We start from the raw sequence: 24,107 nt of genomic DNA on the forward strand, positions 1-24,107 counted from the left end.
ATTCAACTACCGCGCCATTTCAGTTTTGATCCATATTTTTGATAATTGCCTTAAGATCATTCCGTTGCTTATGGATTTCTTTCCACAGATCGCCCACTTTATCCAACCTTTTATGCATATTTCCGATGTGATAGTCGCTGATTTTCAATTTGCCTGTCACCTCTTTCCACAGCAATGGGGCTGATACGGTGGCCCCTGGCTTAGGCCGCGCAGAGTAAGGCGCCGCCACGGTTTGACCAAAGCTGTTCTGCAAATAGTCGATGTATACTTTATGCTTACGTTGTGCCTTTGCACGGGTAATACTGGTTACGTCGGGCATACGTTCATGCGCTTCCGTTGCCACGTGCTGAGCGAAAAAGCGACATACTTCGTACTCATACTTGCACGCCACAGGTATATAAATATGTAAGCCGGTTGAGCCGGACGTTTTCACGTAACTCCCGATGTCCATCTCCTCCAGTATATCGCGGATGCAAAGCGCCGTATCAATCACATGTTTGAAACTGATATCTTCCGGGTCAAGGTCCAGCACAATGTAATCGGGATTGTCCAGGTTGGTGGTGCGCGATAGCCATGGATTTACTTCTATGCAACCAAGGTTCGCCATGTAAGCCAGTGTTGCTTCGTTATTGCAGAGGAGGTAATCTACATCTTTACCGGTAGAGCTGGCGTGGATGGCGACTGTCTTCAGCCAATCGGGAATGTTTTTCACATCCAAATCCTTCTGGTAAAAGCTGACACCCTTGATGCCGTTGGGAAAGCGGTGCAGCGACATGGGGCGGTTCTTTAAGTGAGGCAGCATAATGTCCGCCACCGATAAGTAGTAGTCTACCAGCTCTCCCTTCGTAATCTTTTCCTCTGGCCAGTAGATCTTAGATTGATTCGTTAGCTGTACCTGGTGCCCGTTCAATTTCACGGCGCCGTTCCGCGTTTGGGTTTCCTGTTGCATATGCTTCGTTTTTATCGGTTACGGTTTTCATCGGGGGCACAGAAGTTTTTTCTATAACGTGAAATGGTTACTTATAGCAATAACCGCGCTCCTCCTTGCCGCTACATTGTGTAGAACATTTTCTACGACACCCGCTTTTTACCACTGCCCAAACTGGCCTTCAGCTGGTCGAGCAGGTCGGTGCTGCGGGTATGCACTACTTTCATTTTTTTAACCGGACGTTTTTTGCCGCTCGCTTTTGCCTTGATGATCTTCATCAGCTCAGCGGTGTACTCGTCCTTATACTTCGTAATGTCGAAAGATTCGGTGTACTCGTCCACCAGTTTGGTGGCCATATCCACTTCTTTCTTATTGATTTTCACATTAGTAGGTAAATTCAATTCCTCGCCGGTACGCACCTCGTCGCCAAAGCGGAGGCGCTGTAACAGCAGGTAGTTTTCGCGCGGACGAACGATCGCCAGGTTCTCCTGGCTGCGGAGTACGAAGCGGCAAAAGCCGGCCTTCTGCGTTTTTTCCAGGGTCTGCAGCAGCAACTGGTAAGCCTTTCCACCGCCTTTGTCCGGCTCTACGAAATAGGCGCTCTCGAAGTAAATGTCGTCAATCTCCTCCAGCTGTACGAAGGATTCTATCTCGATCATCTTGCTCTTTTTAGGACTGGCGGCCTCAAAGTCGGCGTCGTCCAGTACTACGTATTCGTCGTTAAGGTTGTATGCTTTTACAATGTTGCCCCAGGCTACTTCCTTCCCGGTTTTCTCATTGATGCGCTGGAAGCGGATCTTGCTGTGGTCTTTTTTGTCCAGCATGTCCAGGTCGATGTGACTATCCTGCACAGCGCTGTAAAGTTTTACGGGGATGTTAACAAGGCCGAAGCCGAGGGTGCCTGTCCAGATGGATCGCATGGTGCAATGGTTTTGGTGTACCTGGGAGAAGTGCAAAAAAAAGACCATCCTGTGAATCAGGATGGTCGCTTCTTCTATATGCATAACTTGGGGGAAACAGTGGATTGCTACTTTCAGGGTTTTACTGTTACGAGTCGCCAAATACTTCGCAAATTCCAAGCCGGATTTTGGTGGCATGTGATTTGGATTTTTATCATCAAGCTAAAACATGATTATCTCAATTAAAACGCGATATTATGGAAACACCTCAAAAACCCGGAGTAATGAATACGCTTTCGCAGATTATGAACAAGCTGCATAGCAAAGGATACGACAATGAATTAAAGATGAGCGACCACGGTAGAATGCAGTCTGCGGCCGACCAGAAGATATACAACCCGGATGACCTGAAGATCATTAAAACCTACAGGTTCGAGGGTGAGTCTGACCCAGGCGATTCCAGCGTATTGTATTTAATGGAGGATAAAGAAGGTCAGAAAGGCTATGTACTGGATGCCTTTGGCGCGTATAGCACCCACGACGAAAGTGGGTTCGACGATTTTATCAAGAAGATTCCCGTAGAAGACCGCGAGGAACAATTGATTTACGGCGGTTTGTAAACCACCGCCGGCCCTTAAAAGGGGCACGCGTTCAATAGCAGGTCTGTACCGGCTGTTGAAATCGAGCAACAGGTTTTCATAACCTACCTTTTAGACTAAGCCGCCCTGCGGGATGTTTTACGGACGGACAAAAGTTGCTTTAGTAGCGTAAGTAAGCACTTTTCCTCCGCCCCTAAAGCCCCCTGGGCGGCTTTCCTTTTAGAGGTAAGTGAAGTGATGTAAGGAGTGATAGTGCCTGCTTCATACATTTCGAACAGGCGGGGGTGGATGTAATATTTCTTACAAACGGCGCGTGTATTCCCCAGTTTGCAGGCCACACCGTCGATAATTCCCACAATATTTTTTTTGCACTCGGCCAGTGTTTCGAATGGCGCAAGTTCGGCCATCATATTTAAAGCGTGTACCGTACCGGCCCATGTGCGGAAATCTTTGCACGTAAATTCCTCGGCCGTGCAGTTCTTGAGATACTCATTCACCTCGCCGGAGTCCAGGCTGTGAATGGTATCGCCTTCATAGTATTGAAACAATTCATGCCCGGGAATATCACGCACCTTCTTCAGCAAACGGGTAAGCGCTGCATGCTTCAATTCAATCTTGTGCATCACACCTTTCTTACCTTTAAACTTGAAGAATGCAGTACTGCCCGCCACCTTTACGTGCTGGTTGCGCAACGTGGTAAGGCCGTGCGAGCCATATAACTTTTCGTACGAGGCATTGCCTACACGAATAAGCGTTTCTTCCATCACCCGCAGGGCAATGGCGATCACCTTCTGCTTATCCAGTTGTTTACGGCGCAGGTCTTTGGTAATCTGTTTTCGTATGCGCGGTAACTGTTGGCCGAAAAGGTACAGGCGGTCGTACTTCGTTTCGTTACGCACCTTTTGCCAGCTGGTATGGTAACGGTACTGCTTTCGCCCCATGGTATCGATACCGGTGGCCTGCAAATGCCCGTTCGCATAGGGGCATATCCACACATCCTGCCAGGCTGGCGGCAACACCAGCCCGCGGATGCGTTTCAATGTATCTTCGTCGGTAATCTCATTACCCTCTTTATCGAGGTAAATAAACCCGTCGCCTTTCTTTTCGCGGGTAAACCCTTTTGATGATGCGGAAACGTACCGCAGGTGAACCGCTTTCGCAATGGCGACAGGGTCTGTTACGATGGTAGTAAGTTTATCCATTTATCACTTCTCCTCCGTTTGGATGTAATACTTGTCCTGTGATATAACTGGCATCGTCAGAAGCCAGGAATACATAGCTGGGCGCAATTTCAGTCGGCTGGCCGGCTCTTTTCAAAGGCACGTCCGAACCAAATTCCGCCACATGGTCGGCCGGGAAGGTGGCCGGTATCAGCGGCGTCCACACCGGGCCCGGGGCCACTGCGTTTACCCTGATGCCTTTATCTGCCAGCTGCGCGCTCAGCGCCCTGGTAAAACTTACGATAGCGCCTTTGGTAGACGAGTAGTCGACCAGATTAGCGCTGCCGCGGTAGGCCGTTACAGAGGTAGTGTTGATGATACACGCACCTTTGGACATATGTCGTAATGCCGCTTTAGTGAGATAAAACATCGAAAAGATGTTTACCGAAAATGTTTTCTGCAGCTGCTGTGCGGTAATATCTTCTATACTTTCCTGCGGATATTGCACGGCGGCGTTGTTGACAAGGATGTCTATTTTACCGAAGCTGCTCATCGCCTCGGCGATCAGTTCTTCGCAATGCGTTTCTGCGCTGATGTCGCCAGGTACGCACACGGCTTTACGGCCACGTTCTTCTACTTCGCGGCGGGTGTGGTAGGCATCTTCTTCTTCTTCAAGATAAGAGATGACAACATCGGCGCCTTCGTCGGCGAACGCCAATGCTACGGCGCGGCCGATGCCGCTATCGCCACCGGTGATGATGGCTACTTTACCTTCCAGGCGGCCTTTTCTGGGATCACTTCTCGGTTCTGCTACTGGCTTTGGTATCATTTCGGTTTCCACGCCAGGCTGGTGGTCCTGGTGTTGTGGCGGGCGAATTTCCTGCTTTTCGTTTGTCTTTTGCATAGCGATGTAAGGGTTTCAAAAAAGGTTGACGGCCGGCCCTATGTCTCTATTGTTTATGATAGATGGATGATTAACTCAGGGTAACAAAAGGCCAGGCCGTCAATGCTTCCAATTATTCAGATAATGCTTCTTCGTTTACATTGTTCTCTGCCACGCTGGTAAGCAAAGTGTCTGCTTCTTTTTCTTCGTCGAGTGTTTGCTGCAGCAGGTCTGCGATTTCATCGTGACCCATTTTCTGAGCGAGGGTACGCAGGCAGCCGTAAGAGGCGATCTCGTAGTGCTCAATTTTCTGGGAGGCGATGATGATGCCGGCGTCGCGCACCATAGAATCCGCTTCTGTGTCTGCAATTACTTCTTCACCTTCTTCGATAAGACCTTCCATTGCCGGACATTTTTTGCCCTGAGGTTTTTTACCCAACAGTTCGAAGATTTGCTCCAGGCGCTCTACCTGGCCTTTAGTTACTTCTACGTGTTCGGAAATGCAATCTACCAGTTCCGCTGTAGTAGCCGCTTTCTGCATTTTACCGAGCGCTTTTACGAGATGTTTCTCTGCCCAGTAAATGTCTTTCAGTTGCTCTACAAACAATTCGTGAAATTTGGAGTTCTCCATTTCGCTCGTCATGCTCTTTTTAGCAGTGCTGCGAGCAGGGGTAGAGCGTGCAGTTGTGCTGCGTCCGTTAGTTGCCTTGGTGCTTTTTGAAGCTGTTTTGGTGGCCATAACATTTAGTTTTTTAAATAAGGTTTACAATTGCGGATATGCCGCCGCTATATTAAAGCGCCGGCAATATTTTTATTTATTGGGGAATGGATATTTATCACCTTTGTCAGTTTCGCCGGAAAGCTCACTGTCGGACGATTGTTCTTCCACGTCGTTGTTCTCTTCACTTTCTTCCTGAGATAACGGATCTTTGCCTGCTACATCCCTTTTATCCTGCGCAGGGACTTTTTCATGTTGAGACACTTCTTCGGCTGGAATCGTGTTCTTGTCCGTCAGCTCGTCGAAGTCTTCACCTTCTGCCTTTGATTCCTTTTGCGGACCGGCGCCTGGTGAGGCATCGCCTTTAGGTGCGGAAGGATCGTCACCTTCTGGTTTCGATTCCTTTTGCTGTCCGGCGGACTGCTGTGGGCTGGATCCCGCTTGTTGGCCTTCGGATGCTTGCTGTGGGTTTGATCCTGCTTGCTGGCCTTCGGAAGATTGCTGTGCGTCCGACCCTGTTTGGTTTCCGGCAGATTGTTGCGCGTCCGATCCCGCTTGCTGGCCTTCGGAAGATTGCTGTGCGTCCGACCCTGTTTGGTTTCCGGCAGATTGTTGCGCGTCCGATCCCGCTTGTTGCCCGGCGGATGACTGCTTGTCATCGCCCGGAGCCGCATTGTGCCTGGGCTCTGTGGCCGGGTCACGGTCGGAACCTGGCGATTCGGGGTCCACAGGAAATTTAGTTTCATCCGGACGGTCGCCTGTATTCGGCTGGCCGCCGAGGCTGCCAGTCTCCGGACGATTAACTGGCTTTTGTGCCACCGGTGAAGTCGGGTTTTCTCCTTTATTATTCATAACTCTGGTTTTAATCTGTTGTAAACATGGTTTGCCTTAAATTGTCGTGCTATAGAGGGTTTCGAGGGGTATAGCAACTGGATCAAATGCCATTCCCTTAAACGCTGCCGGGGATTTTTTTATCAGTTTGTAGCTATTACGGTACAAGTTCGGAAGTAAAATGCATGATTCTTGCGGATAAGCAGCCGCTACTACTGTATATCGTGCGTGCCGTAAAGGGTTTACGTGTGGAAATGCACATTTAATCTGTGGAAAATGTTGCACAGCTTTACATAGCAGTGTTATTAACTTTAACTTGTATTATCCTTTTCTATATCAATGCATAGCGCGCTTCATAAAAAAGTAAGGTTCGGGTTCTACGTAGCGTTCATCATTATTATCGCTGCCTCTATCTTTTCCTACCTGGTTGCTAAAAACCTGGTGGAGAATGCAAACATGTCCAGTCACACGATTGAAGTGTCGCGACGGCTGGAGGTGATTACCAAAGAACTAAAAGCGGCCGAAGCAGCCGTAAGAGGCTACAACCTTACCGGCGACAGTAGCTTTCTGCAACCGGGCATGGAGGAACGCAACCGCATTATCGAAGACGAATACCGGCTACTGCGCCGCATCACGGCCGACCATCCCGCACAGCAACGCCACCTCGATACACTGAAAGAACTGCTGGACATTAAATACTACCAGTTGCTGGAATCGCAACGCCACCGTACCACCAACCTGACTGCAAAAACGGCGGTGCGGCAGGGCGAAATAAGCATGGACCGCATCGATAAGAAAGTAGGGGACATGACGCACATCGAACAAACGATCCTGAAGCAACGCCAGCAAAACTTCCAGTTCTTTTCCAACCTGTGGGTGCCTGTACTGCTCATCGTATCGCTGTTCGCGATATTCCTGGGCGTTTATTCCTACGTAGTATTAAATAAGGAGTTCCGGTTACAGTTACATATAGAAGCACGCATGCGCAACTATCAGCGGGAGCTGCAGGATAATATTGCCCTGTTAAACAAAAGCAACCTGGAACTGGAGCAGTTTGCCTACGTGGCCTCCCATGACTTGCAGGAGCCGCTGCGTAAAATATCCACCTTCAGCGACCGGTTACAGCTGAAATATAAAGAACACCTGCCGGACGAGGCCGCCCAGTTATTAGAGAGGATGGTGAGCGCGGTGGGCCGCATGCGCGTACTGATCAACGACCTGCTGCAGTTTTCACGCGCCGGCCGCATATCACCCGAAACCATTGAACCGCTGGACCTGAATGCTTTGATGACGGAGGTGCTCACCGACCTGGACGTGGGCTTACAGGAAAAGCAGGCAAAGGTGCAGGTTGACCAGCTGCCTGTTGTTGAAGGCAGCCACACCTCCCTACAGCAGCTGTTTCAGAACCTGATATCTAACTCGATCAAATTTTCACATCCGGCCAGGCCACTGCAGATCAATATAAAAAGCGAAACTATAAAAGGCCGCGACACTGGCTTTGCCAAAGAAAATAAGTGGGATGATAACTTTGTGCGCATCACCGTGGAAGACAACGGGATTGGCTTTGAACAGGAGTATGCCGAACGCATCTTCCTCATCTTTCAACGCCTGCACGGCATGAGCGAATACCAGGGTACCGGCATCGGGCTGGCCATCTGCAAAAAGATCGTTGACACGCACCATGGGCACATTACCGCGATGGGTAGTCCGGGCAATGGCGCAACGATGATTGTTGTTTTACCTTTTAAACAGAAATGGGATGAATAAATTTGGCTTAACTGGTAAAAAGAGCATACTTATTGCTGATGATGATGCGGACGATCGGGAAATGCTGAAGGCTGCGTTTGAAGAAAGCGAGGTAAAGCAGCCATTGTGTTTTGTAGAGAACGGAGAGGAACTGCTTTTGTTCCTGAAACGAAAGGGTAAATATGCCGACGATCTCAAGTATCCCTTTCCTCATATCGTGTTGTTAGATTTGAATATGCCAAAGAAAGACGGTCGGGAAGCACTACATGAAATTAAGACAGATAAAGCACTTAAGACATTACCAGTGGTCGTGCTGACCACATCTACCGAAGAAAAAGACATTTTAAAAACTTACGAACTGGGCGTGAACAGCTATGTAATAAAACCGGTTACCTATAAGGGACTGGTGGAATTTACCCGGGTATTTCAACGCTACTGGCTCGATATTTCAGAACTACCTTATATAACAGGATGACAGAAGAATTAGTACACATCTTGATGATCGACGACGATGAGGACGATTATTTTCTCGTAAGCAGCCTTCTCGACGATGTATCCCCCGGCCAGTACAAAGTAGACTGGGCCGGCACCTATAACGAAGGCATTGCAGCCATCGCCACCCGTCAGCACGATATTTACCTGATCGATTACCGGTTGGGGCAGTATACGGGTATCGACATTCTCCGCCACTTTCAGCAAATTAACTACAAGGCGCCGGTAATAATCCTTACAGGTAAAGGCGATTACTCCATCGATAAAGAAGCAATGACGGCGGGCGCCTCGGATTATCTTGTAAAAGGTGAAATTACCGCACCCGTGCTGGAACGTACGGTACGTTATGTACTCGACGAGTTCCGCCACCTGCGCGCCATTGCAGAAAGTGAGCGTAAGTACTTTGGTATATTTGAAAAGTCGCATGACCTCATCCTGCTGGCAGACTGCGACAAAAAGATCATCGACGCCAACCCGGCGGCGCTGCGTAAACTGGAATACAGTAAGGACGAGCTGCTGCATCTGCATATGCAGGACCTTTTCCTGGAAAAAGAGCAGGGAGTGGAGTTCGTAGAAGAAATCTGTAAAGAAGACGCCATCACACACATCGAATACATCTTTAAGAGCAAATCAGGCAACCGGCTGGATGTGTTGGTGAATGCCAACATGCTCGATGAGGAGAACCAGGTGTTCCTTTGTGTGGCAGAAGATATTACCCAGCGTAAGCGTGAGGAGATGGAGAAGCGGCAGCAGGAAAAATTTGTGATCTCCGGCCGTATTGCGCGTGTCATTGCACACGAAGTACGTAACCCGCTTACCAACATCCTGCTGGCCATCAGCCAGTTTAAGGTAGAACCGATATCGCCCAACCCGGAGGAAAGCAGTGTATACCTCGACATCGTAGAGCGTAACTGCCATCGCATCAACCAGCTGGTAACAGAACTGCTGCAAAGCACTCGTATGATGGACCTGCATCCGGAATCGGTGTTTGCCAACCAGTTGCTGATCAAAACCCTGGAACATGCGCAAGACCGCCTGCAACTGAACGGCATCAAGGTAGAGAAAAACTTTATGCGCCCCGATGTAATCCTGCAGCTGGACGTTGATAAGATGATCATCGCCCTGCTCAACATCGTGATTAACGCGATAGAGGCCATGAAGCCGAACGAAGGAGAACTTACGCTCACCACTTACCTGGAGAAGGATAAAGTTTGCATCCGCATTAAAGATAACGGCATCGGCATCCCCGAAGAAAATAAGGCGCGCCTTTTCGAGCCGTTCTTTACGGACAAAACGAAAGGTACGGGGTTGGGACTAACTTCTACCCAAAACATCATCCTCAACCACAAAGGTTCTATTCATGTGGAAAGCGCCCCGGGCAAGGGGACGGAGTTCGTGATACTCCTTCCGCAACAATAAATAGGGGCTGACCAAAAAGTACTGGTCAGCCCTAATTTATTCTGGTACCTGATGGAGACGTGTCATCGTGTAAGCGATTCACAAAGCCTTCATTTTACTTTTTGGTCAGCCCCTTTATCACTTATCACTTACATTGTCGCCAATCGTTGCCATCATAGCTAAAGTCGTTGAAGAGCGCCCAGCGTGCTTTGTATATTCTCAATCCGGCCTGGCGAAAAACACTTTTTCCTTGTATGTCCAACACCTCGTCTGTCCACCAGCTTTCCTTCGGAACAATTACAATCGTCGGATAACCCGGAGGCCCGGAGGATACGCTTTTGATATTCGATACCGTCTTCACATGCATTGTATCCATCTTTCGGGTAGCTGCATCTACCCGCGCGAAATGCGTGACAGACGTAAGCCATAGCGAATCACGATCGAATACCGGAAAAAGGTCGTGGCCTTCCTTGCCTGGGATGGATACGGAATCAATCAGCTGGAAGTCGGGCCGCTCGCAATCAAAATTGTATTTGTAGCGGTACAGGTAATGCGCACCCGCCGACCATAATAACTTACGCTGTTTGTCCCACACCACGTTATGCCCAAAAGGCAACGGAATTTGCTTCTGATAGGTTGATTTACTGGTTGTATCTACTTTAAAAACTGTCATAAAGTTACCCGTACTGGAGGCAGACACGAGGTTGCCGTCGGGCAGTATTTCCACGCTATGCGTATTGCCGCCCGCATAAGCGTAGAACATCGTGCGCTTATCCCTGATGCGGATCATGGCAACACCGCCGCCAGAGGCACACGTGATCACGTATTTACCATTGTATACCACCTTCGCGTCGCTCGGATGTTTGAACCAATTGGCGTGTGCGCTATCGGGCTTCCATTCCCAGGTAGTTTTACCCGTGTACGGTTCTACGATAATGATCCGGTGCTGCGACTGCTCCGCCAGTATCATGGTCGGCTGCGGCGCCTGGGCCGAGCAGTAGAGAGGTGCGAGTAACAGTAACTTCTTCATAGCGTCGCCAAATTACACATAAAAAAGGGTCGGCGAAAATGATTCGTCAACCCTTATTTATATCAATATAAAAATTATCAAACCGGGTTTCTACCCCTGATAATATTTATAAGAATAGCGATAATGGCCAGCACCAGTAAGGCGTGAATAAGGCCGGTGGTCGAGTATACGAACACACCCAGTAACCATCCTATGATGAGAATTACTGCAATAAGATATAACAAGCCGCTCATGATTTGAGGTTTTTTGGTTCACACTATACTGTTAAAATTTTGTGCCAGTCGCAAAAGCCTGATAATCGCGCCATTTGGCCGTGAATAAGGGAATGTTTGTAGACGACGCTCCACCATGCGGGAAAAAATTGCGCAACAAAAACTGTATTTCGGTGGTATAAGCGCGGCATTACCGCATGGTAAAGTTTTTGAACCTATATACGTATACACCAAAACAAAAAGTCATGAACGATCAAGTAACCGAAGTAATCAGCGATCTCGTAAAGATCAACAACGACAGGATCGAGGGCTATCAAAAAGCAATAAACCAAACTGACGAACTGGACCTGAAAGAACTGTTCGCACAAATGATAGCTGAAAGCAAAACTTACCAGGTACAATTGAACCAGAAACTTCGCCAGGAAGGGGAGGAACGCGAACGCGACTCCACTTTTGCCGGCAAAATATACCGTGCCTGGATGGATGTTAAGGCCACCTTCAGCGGCGGCAACCGCCATGCGATCCTCGCCAGCTGTGAATACGGTGAGGATGCTGCACAAAAGGCTTACCGCCAGGCCTTGGCAGATGATCAGAGCCTGCCTGCAGAAATTAGCCAGTTGGTCCGCAACCAACAACAATCTTTAAAAGCATCTCACGATAAGATCCGTCACCTGCGTGACCTCGAAAAAGTGAATGCCTAAATAGTTTCCATCATTTCATCCGCCCCAACTATCCATTGAAGCCCTAACGTCCATTGCAACCCTAACGTCCGTTGTGCCCAAAACATCCAGTTAACTACCAGGACACATCCATATACTCCCCATTAAATGCAAAAGCAGGTTTCAGTTTTGAAACCTGCTTTTTTTTGCAGCAATCTTCCGAAAACAAAAACGGCACCCCTTTCAGGCGCCGTCTCATTCTTTTTAGTTTATTTTTCGTCTCCGTTAATTACAAAGTTTAGGTCGGGATCAGTTTAAAAAGCTGTCCTGCATTTTGCAATACAGGACAGCGTTAAGGCAAGCTTATCAGGTTTTGTTTCTGCGTCGTCTTCATCAAGTCTTCTTTCGAAGCATCGTACATGACTACGAATGCATAAAAAAACCGAAAAAGATGCCTAATAACTAAAACAACAGCTATGATAAAAAGTATATAACCGCCTGGACAAACGGTTTATTAGATCTCTCCTTATAATATCTTAGAGCTCGTTGATGAGCTTTTCTACTTCGTCTTTTGATTTGCCGAGTTTCTGTTGCAGTTTTCCATACAGCTCATCTTCCTTTCCTTCTGCATAAATCAGATCGTCGTCTGTAAGGTCAGCGTACTGTTGCTTCAGCTTACCTTTAATTTCGTTCCACTTACCTTTGATTTGTAATGAATCCATGGTTAACGTTTTTGGTGTATGATTAAATACTGTCCTGTCTGTTGACCCTGTCTGTGGTCGGAAGTAGTAATCCAATTACCATACCAGCGGGTCGGCACGTTGAGAATTTTTACGGCACATATTAAATATCCCATCATATTGTGGAATTTTACCCAGGCCTTGCGGGAAAAAAATTCCACATTTACAGGGTGTAACGCAGTAAAAACGTTCAGGCAAGCTAATTGCAGTGTTAGTTATGATAGTGATTATAGGATGGTGACTGTATGTTTTTGTGTTTTTATCAGCCTATGCAATTTACAAGACGCGCAAAGCGTAACAATAGTTCAAAATGGGTGATTTCATATTGATAATTGATGATGAACCAGATATTTGCAAGCTGCTGCAATTAAGCCTGCTTAGACGGGGTTATAATGTAAAGTATGTGCATGCACTCGCAGATGGCATGAAGTGCATACAGGACAAGCGGCCGGATATTCTGTTTCTTGACATACACCTGCCCGATGGGTCAGGGCTGGAGGCATTGCCTGCCATTAAAAAGCAGTGTCCCGAAACGCCGATCGTCACGATCAGTGCGTATGATACCGGGATGGAGATGGAACAGGCCCTCAGCGCAGGTGCGTCGTTTTTCCTTCCGAAGCCTTTCAGCCTTAAGCGTTTACAAGAAGTTATCTATCAAATAAAAAGCTAAAACCGTTAGGACGGCGCTGATTTAAATCGTAAATTTAGTAACCCGGCTAACATCAATCGAATATGAAGAGTATCCTAATAATTGACGATGAAATAAATATCTGTACGCTGCTCAGCAAATTCCTGTCAAAGCATGGATTTAAAGCTGAGTCTACGATGTCTGGTGCTACAGCCCTCAAAATGCTGAAGGAAAAACCCTACGACCTCATTCTCTGCGATTACAGGCTTAAAGACACAGACGGCGCTCAGTTACTGAACGACATCCGCCAGATCAGGCCACGTACTGTCGTGATCATCATCACAGGTTACACAGACGTGCGCATTGCGGTGGACATGGTGAAGAATGGCGCGTACGACTACATCTCCAAACCACTTTACCCGGACGAGATCCTCGCCCTGGTGCAAAAAGCCCTTTCTCAGGAGCCGGTACCCTTACGGGAGCCAGTTGCTGCCACTGCACCGGTTAGTGCCGGCCGCGTGGTAGAGGAAGAGAAAGTAGTGGAAGAGGAGAAAACACCGCTCTCGCTCAAATCATCTAAACCGAACGATAAATACGTATACGGCAAAAGCCACGCTGCCAAAGAACTGTATCGCCAGATTACCCTGGTGGCCCCTACAGACTATAGTGTGATCGTATACGGCGAAACAGGTACCGGTAAAGAATCTGTCGCGAACCTTATTCACCAGAACAGCCAGCGTAAAAACGAACCGTTCGTGGCGCTCGACTGTGGTAGCCTCTCGAAAGAACTGGCGGCCAGTGAATTGTTCGGCCACGAAAAAGGGTCCTTCACCGGCGCTATCAACACCAAAATCGGTGCTTTTGAACAAGCGCATGGTGGTACCCTGTTCCTCGACGAGATCGCCAACCTTTCCTACGACATACAGGTAGCCTTGCTGCGTGTGATCCAGGAAAAACAGATCCGCCGCGTGGGCAGCCTCAAGGAAATTGCGGTGGACGTACGCCTCGTGGTGGCATCCAACGAAAAATTGTCCGAGTCTGTACAGAAAGGGAAGTTCCGTGAAGACCTCTTCCACCGCTTCAACGAGTTTACTATTTATATTCCGCCATTACGCGAACGCCTCGACGATTTGCCGCAACTGGTAGATACGTTCATGCTGCAGGTATCTCGTGAGCTGGGCAAACAGCCCATCCCGATTTCCAGCGACGTGTGGGATTGCTTCCGCCGCTACGATTGGCCAGGCAACATCCGTGAGCTGAAAAACGTAATCCGTCGTGCCTGCCTGCTTACGCCGGCTGACGAAGAAATTGCCGTTGAAACCCTGCCGCTCGAACTGAAAGAAGAGTCGACCCGCGAAAGCTTCTCCTCTTCCGGCGACGGTATGGAAGAACACGATATGATCACCGACGCCAACGACCTAAAGGCCGTTGCGTTAAAAGCGGAGTACAATAAGATCATTAATGTGCTTAAGGCGGTGAAGTATAATAAGACCAAAGCTGCCCAGCTGCTGAACATCGACCGTAAAACTTTGTACAACAAACTCAGGCTGCTGAATATTAACTACTAAGTTATTCAAGTCAAAATACCTTCTGACGGGTCTCTGTAAAAAGAGGCCCGTTTGTTTTTTGAACCATTCTCAGAACGAACGGTTGACGCTCAAAGTAGGACGGCGACCCTAAAGATCTCAACTTCTCAAACCATTCCCGAAACGAACGGTTGACGCTCCAAGTAGGACGGCGACCCTAAAGATTTCGACTTCGGCGAACAAGATTACTTACCATCCGATGACGGCTGCCGCAACTCCCGCGCGCCGATTTACCCCTGAACTCTCTTCCAATGAGAAAGCTATGTCCCGTTCGAAGAAAAAAGTAGTAAAGCCTTATCTGTAAAGGGTTTCGAGCATCTTAATGTTATTTGTACACAAAACATTTAAAATAACCGTTTTAAAAGAATAAATATTGTACAAAACACACTAAATACCGCAAACCATTGATTTGCAATAAAATAAGAAAAGCGGCCGGAGATGGCCGCTTTTTCTACTTATTAATGAATTTCGGGTGAATCATGTTCTCAAAAGTGAAGATCTCGTCCCACTTTTCCTGGGTGAGTAGTTGCTTCTCCTTCACGGCCAGGTCGTGTACTGACTTCCCGGTTTCCAATGCTTCCCGTGCAATGGCTGCCGATTGCTCGTACCCGATGATCGGGTTCAGCTGGGTCACAATGCCAATACTTCCCATTACCATGTTGCGGGTATGTTCTGCGTTTGCTGTAATACCGACTACACATTTTTCACGCAGGGTGTTGCAGGCGTTGGTCATATATGTGATGGAGGTGAACAGCGCCATCGAGATCACCGGTTCCATGACGTTCAGTTGTAACTGGCCGCCTTCCGCGCCGAGCGTCACCATCAGGTCGGCACCGATTACGTAAAATGCGGTTTGGTTTACCACTTCCGGGATCACGGGGTTCACCTTGCCCGGCATAATGGATGAACCTGGCTGCATCGGTGGCAGGTTTATTTCGTTGAGGCCTGCCCGTGGCCCGGAGGACAACAAGCGTAAGTCATTACAGATCTTGGAAATCTTTACGGCCGTACGTTTCAACACACCAGACAGTTGAACATAAGCTCCTGTATCGTATGTTGCCTCTATCAGATCGCCCGCAAGCACCAGTTCCAGCCCGGTAACGTCGCGCAGGTATTTTGTAACCAGGCCCGCATAACCTTCCGGGGCATTCACACCGGTACCGATAGCCGTAGCACCCATGTTGATTTCGGAGATCAGGCGTTTACTGTCCTCAATCCGCGAAAGCTCTTCGTTCAGGTTCGTGGCAAAGGCTCGAAACTCGTCGCCCAGGCTCATCGGAACAGCGTCCTGTAACTGGGTGCGGCCCATCTTCAGTACGTTCTTAAACTCCTCGCCCTTAACGCCGAACGATTCTGCAAGTTGTTTGATCGACTCGCTGTAAGCCGTTAGTTTATTGATCAACGCAATCCGGAACGCGGTGGGATAGGCGTCATTCGTAGACTGCGAGCAGTTCACGTGATTGTTCGGGTGGCAATATTTATACTCGCCCTTCTTTTTGCCCATCATATCCAGCGCCACGTTCGCGATCACCTCGTTAGCGTTCATATTCACCGAAGTGCCGGCGCCTCCCTGTATCAGGTCACTCAAAAATTGGTCGTCAAAGTCTCCGTTAATCACACGGTCGCTGGCTAAAATAATATGTTCAGCCACCACAGGGTCCAGCGCACCCAGGTCGCGATTAGCCATGGCAGCGGCTTTCTTCACATAACCTAACGCCTGTACGAAAAACCTTTCCTTGCCAATCGGGATGCCCGTAATATGAAAATTCTCCAGCGCACGCAGGGTTTGAATGCCATAATACACATCATCCGGTAATTCCTTCTCTCCTAAAAAATCATGTTCTATCCTTGCCATGGTAAATAGTTTAGTGCTAATGAACGGCAGTTTACACCTTTTTTTGAATTAGAAAGGGGAGCCCGGCAGCAGGCCACTATCGGGCCGCCGTTGCGTCGCACACTTCAGGTGCAGTATCTTTCTTCATCAATATAAAAAGCTAAAACATAGCCGCGCCGGTACTCTTCGGGTAATCGAAAAACAGGAAACGTTTAGGGGCGCGGTCAAAGTCCTTCCAGCAATCGGTATCGGCAGCAATGGCGAATATACCGGCCGTGGGTACGTTATCGATGCGCATTTCTTCCGTCAGGTAATTAGCGAAATCGGTAATGCCAGGGTTATGGGCAAAGATGGCCACCTGGTCAAAATCGTCGTCTATCTTGGTAATGACTTTTAAAAAGGTAGAGGCGTAGCAGAGGTAAAGCTCTTCTTCCAGTAAGATCGCCTGCCGTGGATACTTCCATTCGCGGGCCATGAGCTTAGCGGTAGATCTGGCGCGCTTCGCCGGGCTGGAAATGATTAATTGCGGAACGGTGCCTCTCGCGAGCATGCGCTCGGCCATTTCGGGCGCGTTTTGTTTGCCCCGTTTATTGAGCGGGCGATCAAAATCATCCATGTCCGGATCGGTCCAGCTGGACTTTGCATGGCGAACAAGCAGCAATGTTTTCATAAAGCGGTGCGAAAACAATTGATAAACAAACAGTTTAGTCTAAAATACGGATTTCACAGAAAGTTAACCCGCAAATGCTTTTGTTCAACAGCACCGCCGTTGATTTAAGACAGAATTAACACGAGCGCTGAGTACTTAGTACCCGCGCTCGTTCTTTCCTTCCATAAAGTTCATGAATGCTTTGTTCACTACACGATTACCGCCCGGAGTAGGGTAGTTGCCGGTAAAGTACCAGTCGCCCAGGTTGTTGGGACAAGCGTCGTGCAGGCCGTCGATCGATTGGTAAATCACGTCCACATGGGCGTTAATGCCGGATGGAGTAATGATTTGCGCGATCTTATCGGATATTTCCTGTGTAGTAAAAGGCTTGTAAATGTTACGCACCACATTCTGCGCGTGCAGGGTGTTGGTCCTTTCCAGTTCCTTACACAAACCGTATGCTTCCTGCAAAACGTGTTCGCGGCCGGTTTCTTTCAGTAAGGCAATAGCCGCCTGGAAAGCAACGAAGTCGCCCATCTTGCTCATATCAATGCCGTAACAGTCCGGGTAACGTATTTGCGGGGCAGATGATACTACGATAATGCGTTTAGGTCCGAGGCGATCGAGCATTTTAATAATGCTTTCGCGCAGGGTGGTACCGCGAACGATGGAGTCGTCGATCACCACGAGGGTGTCTACGCCCGGTTGCACCGTTCCGTAAGTAATGTCGTATACGTGCTGCACCATTTCATTACGGCCACTATCCTCCGTAATGAAGGTCCTCATCTTCACATCTTTGATCGCAATTTTATCGATGCGCACGCGACGGTTCACCATTTCGGTGAGCTTCTCTTCATCAAAATCCTTATCCCAGCTCATGATCCGCTCTACTTTAATGCGGTTCAGGTACGTTTCCAGGCCTTTGATCAGTCCATAGAAAGCAACTTCGGCGGTGTTAGGAATGAAGGAGAAAATTGTATGACGAAGGTCGTTGTCAATCGCTTTCAGTACGGTTTCTGACAGGTTACGGCCAAGGTCAGTACGCTCTTTATAAATCTTTTCGTCGTTACCGCGGGAGAAGTAAATACGTTCAAAACTACAGGCGCGGCGCTCTTTCGGCGTCAATATCTGCTCGATGCTGTAATCCCCATTTTCTTTTACGATCAGCGCGTTACCTGGCATCAGTTCCAGTACTTCGTTTTCGCCAACGTTAAAGGAAGTGCGGATGGCTGCTCTTTCAGAAGCGGCAACGATCACATCATCATTAATATAGTAATAAGAAGGGCGAATACCGTGTGGATCGCGAATTACGAAGGAATCGCCGGAGCCGATAAGACCGGCCACGTGGTAACCTCCGTCGAACATAGAGAACGCGTTTTGCAGAATGCTCTTCACGTCCAGGCCGTTGTCGCGGGTTTCATCTTCCTTCGCGAGAAAGTGATGCACCACTTCAAGCATCGCTGCCAGGTCACTGTTCTTATGAGTGTCGCCAGGAAATACTTTTACAAAGTTGAACAGCTCGTCCACGTTCACCAGGTTAAAGTTACCTGCCATGGTAAGGTTACGGGCGGGAACCGTGTTGTGGCGTACAAAAGGATGGCAAAGCTCTTCGTTGTTTTTGCCCTGGGTGGCGTAGCGCAGGTGGCCCATCAGCAATTCGCCCAGGAAGCGAATGTGACCTTTCATCAGGCCAGGGTATTTGGTAATTTCGGGCTGGTACTTCTCTACCTCTGTAATTTCCTGCCTTATTCTCGCAAAAACGTCGGCGATAGGTTGGTTTGCACTGCTGCGGATGCGATTCATGAAAGGCACCCCGGGCTCGGTATGTAATTTTACTGCCGCTACCCCTGCTCCGTCCTGACCACGGTTATGCTGCTTCTCCATCAGGAGGTAAAGCTTGTTGAGTCCGTAGAAAACCGTTCCATATTTCTGCTGATAATAAGCGAATGGTTTTCTTAATCTTATGAATGCAAGTCCGCACTCATGCTTAATCGCGTCACTCATGCCGTAAAATTGAAGACGCAAAGTTAGTGCAAATTGGGAGCATCGCAATGGACTTTTTGGCGTATTAGGTGGATAGAAGTTGGCGGCCTTAAACGGAGAAAGGAGCACCAGTTACGGTACTCCTTTCTCTTTTCTATGTTGATATAAAAAGCTGACTATTGTTTGGCCAGGGCGTTCATCCACTGGGCTACGTTGTTGCAGTTCTTAAATTCCTGCTCTACATCCACATAAAAAGTAGGGATCTTATCCAGCAACCACTTGTTAAGCGTTTCCGCCTGTTTGATCTTCAGCGCGCGTTCCTGGATGCGGGCGTAATCGTCCTGCAGGTTTTCGCGGTGAGGCTGGCTGCGGGTTTTCAGGTACACGATACGCATGCCATTTCCGTTACGCTCATCTTTATATGCCATTGGTTTAGACAACTCGCCTGGCTTCAAATCATTCAGTGCCAATACGATATCTTTCATGGAAGGGTCATTCAGCTGATCAATCGTAATCAAAGTAGCACCTGTATTAGGATCGGCGATCATGCCGCCGGTGAACTTGGCATCTGGCAGGTCGCTGTACTTATACACCGCATCAGCAAAAGTTGTTTTGCCTGCGATGATCGCGCCACGCAAAGAGTCGATCTTTTTAGTAGCGGCGGTCATATCATCGTTTGTTACGTTCGCTTTCAGGAGGATGTGTTGCACGTTCACGTTATCACCCTGCCTTCTCAGCATCTTGATGAGGTGATAACCAAATTGCGACTTCACCGGTTGCGATATTTCTCCTTCTTTCAAACGGAAGGCGGCAGACAGGAAGGTCGGATCCCACATATTTTTGTCGTTACGGTTCAGGGTGTACACGCCACCGTTCTCCTTAACGCCCGGGTCCTCAGAATACAGGCGGGCCAGGGTTCCGAAGTCGGCGGTGTTACCTTCTGCACGTTTCTTGAAATCCAGCAGTCGCTCTTTCGCATAGCTTTCCATTTCGGTACCGGCTTTCGGGATAATCACGAGTTGACCAACCTCCAGCTCTGATTCGTAAAACGGTAAGCTATCTTTAGGTATGCGCTCAAAGTTGGTTTTCACCTCTGTAGGTGTCACCTTCACGCTACCCACGATTTTGTCGCGCATCGCATCCGCCAGCATTTGCTCACGGATCGGTTCGCGGAAACGTTCACGCAGCTGGTATACTGTATAACCGGTGATCTCCTCCATTTTCTGGCGGGTACCGTACACTTGTTCGAAATAACGGATCTGGCTCTCGATACGGCCGGAAACGTCCCCATCGTTTATCGGCAGGGAATCTCGTTCGGCCTGTAATACCAGTACTTTATGTGCAATGAGGCGTTCCAGTACGCTGCAGCTGGCATTAGCCGGTAAAGGCTGGTCCAGCGCCTGCTTCTGGAAATCTACCAAACCCGATTCCACTTCGGAACGGAGGATGATTTTATCGCCTACTTTGGCTACGATCTTGTCTACGATGTACCGCGTCTGAGCAGAAGCGGCGCTCGCCAGGCACAGGGTGGCGGCAGACAGTATCAATAATTTCTTCATATTTCTCTTGTGAATAACCAAAATAACCAATAAATAATAAGCCCGGCAAAGAGGGGCGGACGATTTAACAAAAATTTCGGATTTAGAAAGGGCGGAAAGCCTTGTTTATCAAAGCCTCCCGCCCTTTTCCTTATGTAAGAACCTGTATTATAATGTTCTCTTAACTTCCACTTCTTCGAAGCCTTCCACGATGTCGCCGACCCTGATATCATTGTAGTTCCTGATACTAAGACCACACTCCATGTTGGACACCACTTCTTTCACGTCGTCTTTGTAACGCTTCAGAGAGCCAAGTTCGCCGGTGTATACTACGATACCATCGCGAACCAGGTTAACCCTAGTGTTACGCGCTAAGCGACCATCCAGTACGAAACAGCCTGCAACTGTAACCTTGTCGAATTTGTAGGTTTCGCGGATTTCCACGTTGCACACCACTTTCTTTTCGATTTTTGGTTCCAGCATGCCTTCCATCGCGCTCTTCAGTTCGTCGATCGCGTCGTAGATGATAGAGTAGGTACGGATCTCGATGTTCTCTTTCTCGGCCAGTTTCGCCGCCTGCATAGACGGGCGTACCTGGAAGCCGATCAGCAGTGCATCGGATGCGGTAGCCAGCAGTACGTCGGATTCTGTGATCTGACCAACACCTTTGTGTACTACGCTTACTGCAATCTCTTCGGTTGACAGTTTCTGCAGGGAATCGCTCAACGCTTCTACAGAACCATCGAAGTCACCTTTGATGATGAGGTTAAGCTGCTTGAAGTTTCCGAGTGCCAAACGACGGCCGATCTCGTCGAGGGTGATGTGCTTTTTGGTGCGGATACCCTGCTCACGCACGATCTGTGCACGACGGTTAGCCACATCTTTTGCTTCACTCTCATCTTCATACATCCTGAACTTCTCACCCGCTTGTGGCGCACCGTTCAAACCGAGGATCTGAACTGGTGAAGAAGGTCCGGCTACTTCCAAACGCTGACCGCGTTCGTTGAACATAGCCTTGATTTTACCGAAGTGCTGACCAGATACGATGGTGTCGCCCTGCTTCAGGGAACCGTTGGAGATCAGCAGCGTGGTTACATAACCACGGCCTTTGTCCAGCGATGCTTCGATGATGCTTCCGGAGCCTTCACGGTCTGGGTTAGCTTTCAGTTCGAGCAGTTCCGCTTCGAGTAATATTTTTTCCAGCAGCAGGTCGATATTCAAACCGCTTTTGGCTGATATTTCCTGGCTCTGGTATTTACCACCCCAGTCTTCTACCAGGAGGTTCAATTGTGCCAGTTGTTCTTTGATCTTTTCTGGATTGGCGCCGTCTTTATCAATTTTGTTGATAGCGAATACCATCGGCAGGCCTGCAGCCTGTGAGTGGGAGATCGCTTCCTTCGTTTGAGGCATGATGGCATCATCCGCAGCTACCACGATAACGGCAATGTCGGCCACTTTCGCACCACGGGCACGCATCGCGGTAAACGCTTCGTGACCAGGTGTATCGAGGAAGGTGAGTTTTTTACCTGTTGCAGTAGTTACCTGGTAAGCACCAATGTGCTGGGTAATACCGCCGGCCTCACCAGCTACTACGTTTGCGTTACGAATATAGTCAAGGAGGGAGGTTTTACCATGGTCAACGTGACCCATGATGGTAACGATCGGCGCCCTTGGAACCAGGTCTGCCGGATCATCTTCTACTTCTTCCTCATCTTGCTCATCAGCATCTTCCAGACCAATAAACTCTACTTCATAACCAAATTCGCCTGCTACCAGTTCAATAACTTCGGCATCGAGACGTTGGTTGATGGACACCATGATACCGAGGCCCATACATTTCGAGATTACTTCGGCGAAGCTTACGTCCATGAGGTTGGCCAGTTCACTTACAGACACAAACTCAGTCACCTGCAGTTTGTTGTCCTCCATACCCTGGTTAGCCATTTGCTCTTCACGAACCTGGCGTTTTTCGCGGCGGCGTGTTGCTTTGGTGTTTTTACCGCCACGGGTATTACCACCAAGCTTGGCCATGGTTTCCTTGATCTTGTTCTGGATTTCGTTTTTATCGATCTCCTTATCTTCAGGACGCCTGTTGTCTGGTTGATTGCTACGGAAACCGCCACCTTGACCACCTGGACGGTTACCGAAGTTACCACCCCTGTTAGGTCCACTGTGCGGACGGTTACCCTGTCCACCAGGTCCCTGGCTACGGTTGTTATTGTTATTACGATTTCCGCCGGGGCCGCCTGGTCCCTGTCCTGGGCCGCGATTACCACCCTGGCCGCCACCTGGGTTGCGTTCCTGGTATGGGCGGGATTGTCCACCCTGTGGACGAGCGCCACCACCCGGACCGCGATTACCACGGTCTTGCGGGAACTCACCTGGTTTAATAGGCTCCGGCTTCTTTTCAACGATAATGCGCTTGCGTTTGCGTTTCTCGTTTTCGTTTTGTTTTGCTTTGTTATCGCGACGATCGTTATTCACCGGCAGGTTGATTTTACCGATCACTTTAGGTCCGGTAAGTTTCTCTGCCTGGATGTTGGAAATAACTTTTTCGTCGTCGTCGCCACCATCGGTGGAGTCGTTTTGTTCAGGCGCTTCCTGCTTTTCTGCGGCGGGAGCAACTACTTGCGGAGCCGAAGGCGGTGTGGAAGGCGTTTCTTTTACAACTACCGTTGCGGGAGTTTGTACGGGGGCTTCTTCAGTTGTTACAGCCACTTTTTCTTTTTTATCTTCTACTACTTCTTCCTTCTTTTCTTTAGCAGGTTCCTGAACGGGCGATTTAGGCGCTACTGTTTCAGCAGCGGGTTTAACCGGCTCCGGTTGAGGCTCGGGCTGTGGTTTTTCAGCTGCGGGAGGAGGTGTCGCTACCGGTGGTTCGGCTGGCGTTTCCTTTTTAGCTGCGGGAGGGGGAGTTGCAGGCTTCCTGTTACGGTTCAGCGCTTCCAGGTCGATTGTTGCCACGACTTTAGGTCCGCTGATACGGGAGGTATCTGCAGGTTTCGCTGGCTCGGCCTTGGTTTCGGCTGCCGGTGGTTCGGGCGTGGGCTCCGGTTGTTTAACCGGTGCTTCTGCCTGGGGAACCGGAGGCTCCTGTTTAGGCGGTTCTGCTTTGGGGGGCGCTGGTGCTTCCGGGGCGGTAGTTGCTACCGGCTCTGGTTTCGCGTCCTCTTTAGCAGGCGCATTCTTTTTGGCTGCCGCGGCTGCAGCTTCTGCTTCTTCCTTCTCCTTCTTCTTCGCGGCATCTAACACGGTCCCTTTAGGCAAAGCGATCTGGTCGCTTTTGCGCTTATTCGCTTTATCCTGCTGAAACTCCGACTGCAGCGCGCCGTACATCTGCGATGTAAGACGGGCGTTAGGTGAGCCAAATTCTGCCATGTCGTATCCTTTATTGGCCAGGAAGTCGATCAACGTATCCTTACCAATATTAAATTCCTTGGCGGCAGCCAGCAAGCGCGGTGTGTTGTTTGTTGTTTCGGGCATATTGAATTTCTGCCTCCCCCATTCTTCGCCAGAAGCGAAGACCGTTTTAACTTTTAATTAATTACTTAAATAAGATACCATCTTCACGCATGAAGCCAATCCCACGGGGAA

Annotated in this window: 21 protein-coding genes; 7 read left to right on the forward strand and 14 right to left on the reverse strand. The window is 49.0% G+C overall.

The genetic code is table 11. The annotated features are described in order from the left end of the window. Positions 1–19: 19 nt before the first annotated feature. The gene (ligD, locus tag MKQ68_RS21675; protein WP_264280917.1) at positions 20–949 is read right to left on the reverse strand and encodes a non-homologous end-joining DNA ligase; all 930 of its coding nucleotides are present in this window, start codon (positions 947–949) and stop codon (positions 20–22) included. A 122-nt stretch (positions 950–1,071) separates the two neighbouring features. Continuing rightward, positions 1,072–1,848 carry a non-homologous end joining protein Ku gene (gene ku / locus MKQ68_RS21680; RefSeq protein WP_264280918.1) on the reverse strand — a complete coding sequence of 259 codons (777 nt, stop codon included), beginning with the start codon at positions 1,846–1,848 and terminating at the stop codon, positions 1,072–1,074. 236 nt (positions 1,849–2,084) lie between these two features. Here ku and MKQ68_RS21685 point away from each other — a divergent pair, with 236 nt between their 5' ends. Beyond that, positions 2,085–2,447, forward strand: a complete 363-nt coding sequence (locus tag MKQ68_RS21685) for a hypothetical protein (protein WP_264280919.1) — start codon at positions 2,085–2,087, stop codon at positions 2,445–2,447. Positions 2,448–2,542: 95 nt separating this feature from the next. Here MKQ68_RS21685 and MKQ68_RS21690 read toward each other — a convergent pair whose 3' ends face one another. From MKQ68_RS21690 to MKQ68_RS21705, 4 genes are all read right to left on the reverse strand, one after another. Beyond that, on the reverse strand, positions 2,543–3,628 hold the full coding sequence (locus tag MKQ68_RS21690) for a DNA topoisomerase IB (protein ID WP_264280920.1): 1,086 nt from the start codon (positions 3,626–3,628) through the stop codon (positions 2,543–2,545). Beyond that, the gene (locus MKQ68_RS21695; protein WP_264280921.1) at positions 3,621–4,490 is read right to left on the reverse strand and encodes an SDR family oxidoreductase; all 870 of its coding nucleotides are present in this window, start codon (positions 4,488–4,490) and stop codon (positions 3,621–3,623) included. The genes MKQ68_RS21690 and MKQ68_RS21695 overlap by 8 nt, the downstream gene beginning before the upstream one ends. A gap of 112 nt (positions 4,491–4,602) precedes the next feature. Next, positions 4,603–5,208 carry a YciE/YciF ferroxidase family protein gene (locus MKQ68_RS21700; RefSeq protein ID WP_264280922.1) on the reverse strand — a complete coding sequence of 202 codons (606 nt, stop codon included), beginning with the start codon at positions 5,206–5,208 and terminating at the stop codon, positions 4,603–4,605. A gap of 72 nt (positions 5,209–5,280) precedes the next feature. After that, a complete protein-coding gene (locus tag MKQ68_RS21705) occupies positions 5,281–6,039 on the reverse strand; it encodes a hypothetical protein (RefSeq protein ID WP_244836262.1) in 759 nt (252 codons plus the stop codon). Between the two features lie 318 nt (positions 6,040–6,357). On the opposite strand from MKQ68_RS21705, the gene MKQ68_RS21710 reads away from it, so the two are divergent. Genes MKQ68_RS21710 through MKQ68_RS21720 form a run of 3 tightly spaced genes read left to right on the forward strand, consistent with a single transcriptional unit; the run spans position 6,358 to position 9,675 of the window. Then, a complete protein-coding gene (locus MKQ68_RS21710; RefSeq protein ID WP_264280923.1) occupies positions 6,358–7,785 on the forward strand; it encodes a sensor histidine kinase in 1,428 nt (475 codons plus the stop codon). Further along, positions 7,778–8,239, forward strand: a complete 462-nt coding sequence (locus tag MKQ68_RS21715) for a response regulator (protein ID WP_264280924.1) — start codon at positions 7,778–7,780, stop codon at positions 8,237–8,239. The genes MKQ68_RS21710 and MKQ68_RS21715 overlap by 8 nt, the downstream gene beginning before the upstream one ends. Next, a complete protein-coding gene (locus tag MKQ68_RS21720; RefSeq protein WP_264280925.1) occupies positions 8,236–9,675 on the forward strand; it encodes a hybrid sensor histidine kinase/response regulator in 1,440 nt (479 codons plus the stop codon). Before MKQ68_RS21715 ends, MKQ68_RS21720 begins: the two co-directional genes overlap by 4 nt. 124 nt (positions 9,676–9,799) lie before the next feature. On the opposite strand, the gene MKQ68_RS21725 is transcribed toward MKQ68_RS21720, so the two are convergent. Both MKQ68_RS21725 and MKQ68_RS21730 read right to left on the reverse strand, forming a co-directional pair. Next, a complete protein-coding gene (locus MKQ68_RS21725) occupies positions 9,800–10,684 on the reverse strand; it encodes a DUF6528 family protein (protein WP_244836268.1) in 885 nt (294 codons plus the stop codon). Positions 10,685–10,761: 77 nt separating this feature from the next. Then, positions 10,762–10,917: a lmo0937 family membrane protein gene (locus tag MKQ68_RS21730; protein WP_244836269.1), complete on the reverse strand. Its 156-nt coding sequence runs from the start codon at positions 10,915–10,917 to the stop codon at positions 10,762–10,764. A 224-nt stretch (positions 10,918–11,141) separates the two neighbouring features. Here MKQ68_RS21730 and MKQ68_RS21735 point away from each other — a divergent pair, with 224 nt between their 5' ends. Continuing rightward, positions 11,142–11,597, forward strand: coding sequence for a ferritin-like domain-containing protein (locus tag MKQ68_RS21735; protein WP_264280926.1), 456 nt, complete (start codon positions 11,142–11,144; stop codon positions 11,595–11,597). A gap of 494 nt (positions 11,598–12,091) precedes the next feature. Here the strand turns inward: MKQ68_RS21735 and MKQ68_RS21740 are convergent, their stop codons facing one another. After that, positions 12,092–12,277 (reverse strand): CsbD family protein, encoded by a 186-nt coding sequence (locus MKQ68_RS21740; protein WP_244836271.1) that lies wholly within the window; start codon positions 12,275–12,277, stop codon positions 12,092–12,094. 328 nt (positions 12,278–12,605) lie between these two features. Between MKQ68_RS21740 and MKQ68_RS21745 the strand changes: the two genes are divergently transcribed. Further along, positions 12,606–12,965 carry a response regulator gene (locus MKQ68_RS21745; protein ID WP_244836272.1) on the forward strand — a complete coding sequence of 120 codons (360 nt, stop codon included), beginning with the start codon at positions 12,606–12,608 and terminating at the stop codon, positions 12,963–12,965. 62 nt (positions 12,966–13,027) lie between these two features. Further along, positions 13,028–14,491, forward strand: a complete 1,464-nt coding sequence (locus MKQ68_RS21750) for a sigma-54-dependent transcriptional regulator (protein WP_264280927.1) — start codon at positions 13,028–13,030, stop codon at positions 14,489–14,491. 469 nt (positions 14,492–14,960) lie between these two features. Here the strand turns inward: MKQ68_RS21750 and aspA are convergent, their stop codons facing one another. From aspA to infB, 5 genes are all read right to left on the reverse strand, one after another. Then, positions 14,961–16,364: an aspartate ammonia-lyase gene (gene aspA, locus MKQ68_RS21755; protein ID WP_264280928.1), complete on the reverse strand. Its 1,404-nt coding sequence runs from the start codon at positions 16,362–16,364 to the stop codon at positions 14,961–14,963. Positions 16,365–16,503: 139 nt separating this feature from the next. Further along, positions 16,504–17,013 (reverse strand): SixA phosphatase family protein, encoded by a 510-nt coding sequence (locus tag MKQ68_RS21760; RefSeq protein ID WP_264280929.1) that lies wholly within the window; start codon positions 17,011–17,013, stop codon positions 16,504–16,506. A gap of 135 nt (positions 17,014–17,148) precedes the next feature. After that, a complete protein-coding gene (locus MKQ68_RS21765; RefSeq protein WP_264280930.1) occupies positions 17,149–18,996 on the reverse strand; it encodes an amidophosphoribosyltransferase in 1,848 nt (615 codons plus the stop codon). Between the two features lie 155 nt (positions 18,997–19,151). After that, positions 19,152–20,534: a peptidylprolyl isomerase gene (locus MKQ68_RS21770; protein ID WP_264280931.1), complete on the reverse strand. Its 1,383-nt coding sequence runs from the start codon at positions 20,532–20,534 to the stop codon at positions 19,152–19,154. Between the two features lie 147 nt (positions 20,535–20,681). Then, positions 20,682–23,996, reverse strand: a complete 3,315-nt coding sequence (gene infB, locus MKQ68_RS21775; RefSeq protein ID WP_264280932.1) for a translation initiation factor IF-2 — start codon at positions 23,994–23,996, stop codon at positions 20,682–20,684. Positions 23,997–24,107: the final 111 nt, after the last annotated feature.

The sequence above is a fragment of the Chitinophaga horti genome, from assembly GCF_022867795.2.
GTDB lineage: Bacteria > Bacteroidota > Bacteroidia > Chitinophagales > Chitinophagaceae > Chitinophaga > Chitinophaga horti.

What these genes read in the sequence shown, in the direction of transcription:
- MKQ68_RS21730 (WP_244836269.1), bottom strand. Translation starts at nt 10,917, where the DNA reads ATGAGCGGCTTGTTATATCTTATTGCAGTAATTCTCATCATAGGATGG.
- infB (WP_264280932.1), bottom strand. Translation starts at nt 23,996, where the DNA reads ATGCCCGAAACAACAAACAACACACCGCGCTTGCTGGCTGCCGCCAAG.
- MKQ68_RS21725 (WP_244836268.1), bottom strand. Translation starts at nt 10,684, where the DNA reads ATGAAGAAGTTACTGTTACTCGCACCTCTCTACTGCTCGGCCCAGGCG.
- MKQ68_RS21710 (WP_264280923.1), top strand. Translation starts at nt 6,358, where the DNA reads ATGCATAGCGCGCTTCATAAAAAAGTAAGGTTCGGGTTCTACGTAGCG.
- MKQ68_RS21735 (WP_264280926.1), top strand. Translation starts at nt 11,142, where the DNA reads ATGAACGATCAAGTAACCGAAGTAATCAGCGATCTCGTAAAGATCAAC.
- aspA (WP_264280928.1), bottom strand. Translation starts at nt 16,364, where the DNA reads ATGGCAAGGATAGAACATGATTTTTTAGGAGAGAAGGAATTACCGGAT.
- MKQ68_RS21705 (WP_244836262.1), bottom strand. Translation starts at nt 6,039, where the DNA reads ATGAATAATAAAGGAGAAAACCCGACTTCACCGGTGGCACAAAAGCCA.
- MKQ68_RS21770 (WP_264280931.1), bottom strand. Translation starts at nt 20,534, where the DNA reads ATGAAGAAATTATTGATACTGTCTGCCGCCACCCTGTGCCTGGCGAGC.
- MKQ68_RS21750 (WP_264280927.1), top strand. Translation starts at nt 13,028, where the DNA reads ATGAAGAGTATCCTAATAATTGACGATGAAATAAATATCTGTACGCTG.
- MKQ68_RS21740 (WP_244836271.1), bottom strand. Translation starts at nt 12,277, where the DNA reads ATGGATTCATTACAAATCAAAGGTAAGTGGAACGAAATTAAAGGTAAG.
- MKQ68_RS21745 (WP_244836272.1), top strand. Translation starts at nt 12,606, where the DNA reads ATGGGTGATTTCATATTGATAATTGATGATGAACCAGATATTTGCAAG.
- MKQ68_RS21700 (WP_264280922.1), bottom strand. Translation starts at nt 5,208, where the DNA reads ATGGCCACCAAAACAGCTTCAAAAAGCACCAAGGCAACTAACGGACGC.
- ligD (WP_264280917.1), bottom strand. Translation starts at nt 949, where the DNA reads ATGCAACAGGAAACCCAAACGCGGAACGGCGCCGTGAAATTGAACGGG.
- MKQ68_RS21760 (WP_264280929.1), bottom strand. Translation starts at nt 17,013, where the DNA reads ATGAAAACATTGCTGCTTGTTCGCCATGCAAAGTCCAGCTGGACCGAT.
- ku (WP_264280918.1), bottom strand. Translation starts at nt 1,848, where the DNA reads ATGCGATCCATCTGGACAGGCACCCTCGGCTTCGGCCTTGTTAACATC.
- MKQ68_RS21715 (WP_264280924.1), top strand. Translation starts at nt 7,778, where the DNA reads ATGAATAAATTTGGCTTAACTGGTAAAAAGAGCATACTTATTGCTGAT.
- MKQ68_RS21765 (WP_264280930.1), bottom strand. Translation starts at nt 18,996, where the DNA reads ATGAGTGACGCGATTAAGCATGAGTGCGGACTTGCATTCATAAGATTA.
- MKQ68_RS21685 (WP_264280919.1), top strand. Translation starts at nt 2,085, where the DNA reads ATGGAAACACCTCAAAAACCCGGAGTAATGAATACGCTTTCGCAGATT.
- MKQ68_RS21690 (WP_264280920.1), bottom strand. Translation starts at nt 3,628, where the DNA reads ATGGATAAACTTACTACCATCGTAACAGACCCTGTCGCCATTGCGAAA.
- MKQ68_RS21695 (WP_264280921.1), bottom strand. Translation starts at nt 4,490, where the DNA reads ATGCAAAAGACAAACGAAAAGCAGGAAATTCGCCCGCCACAACACCAG.
- MKQ68_RS21720 (WP_264280925.1), top strand. Translation starts at nt 8,236, where the DNA reads ATGACAGAAGAATTAGTACACATCTTGATGATCGACGACGATGAGGAC.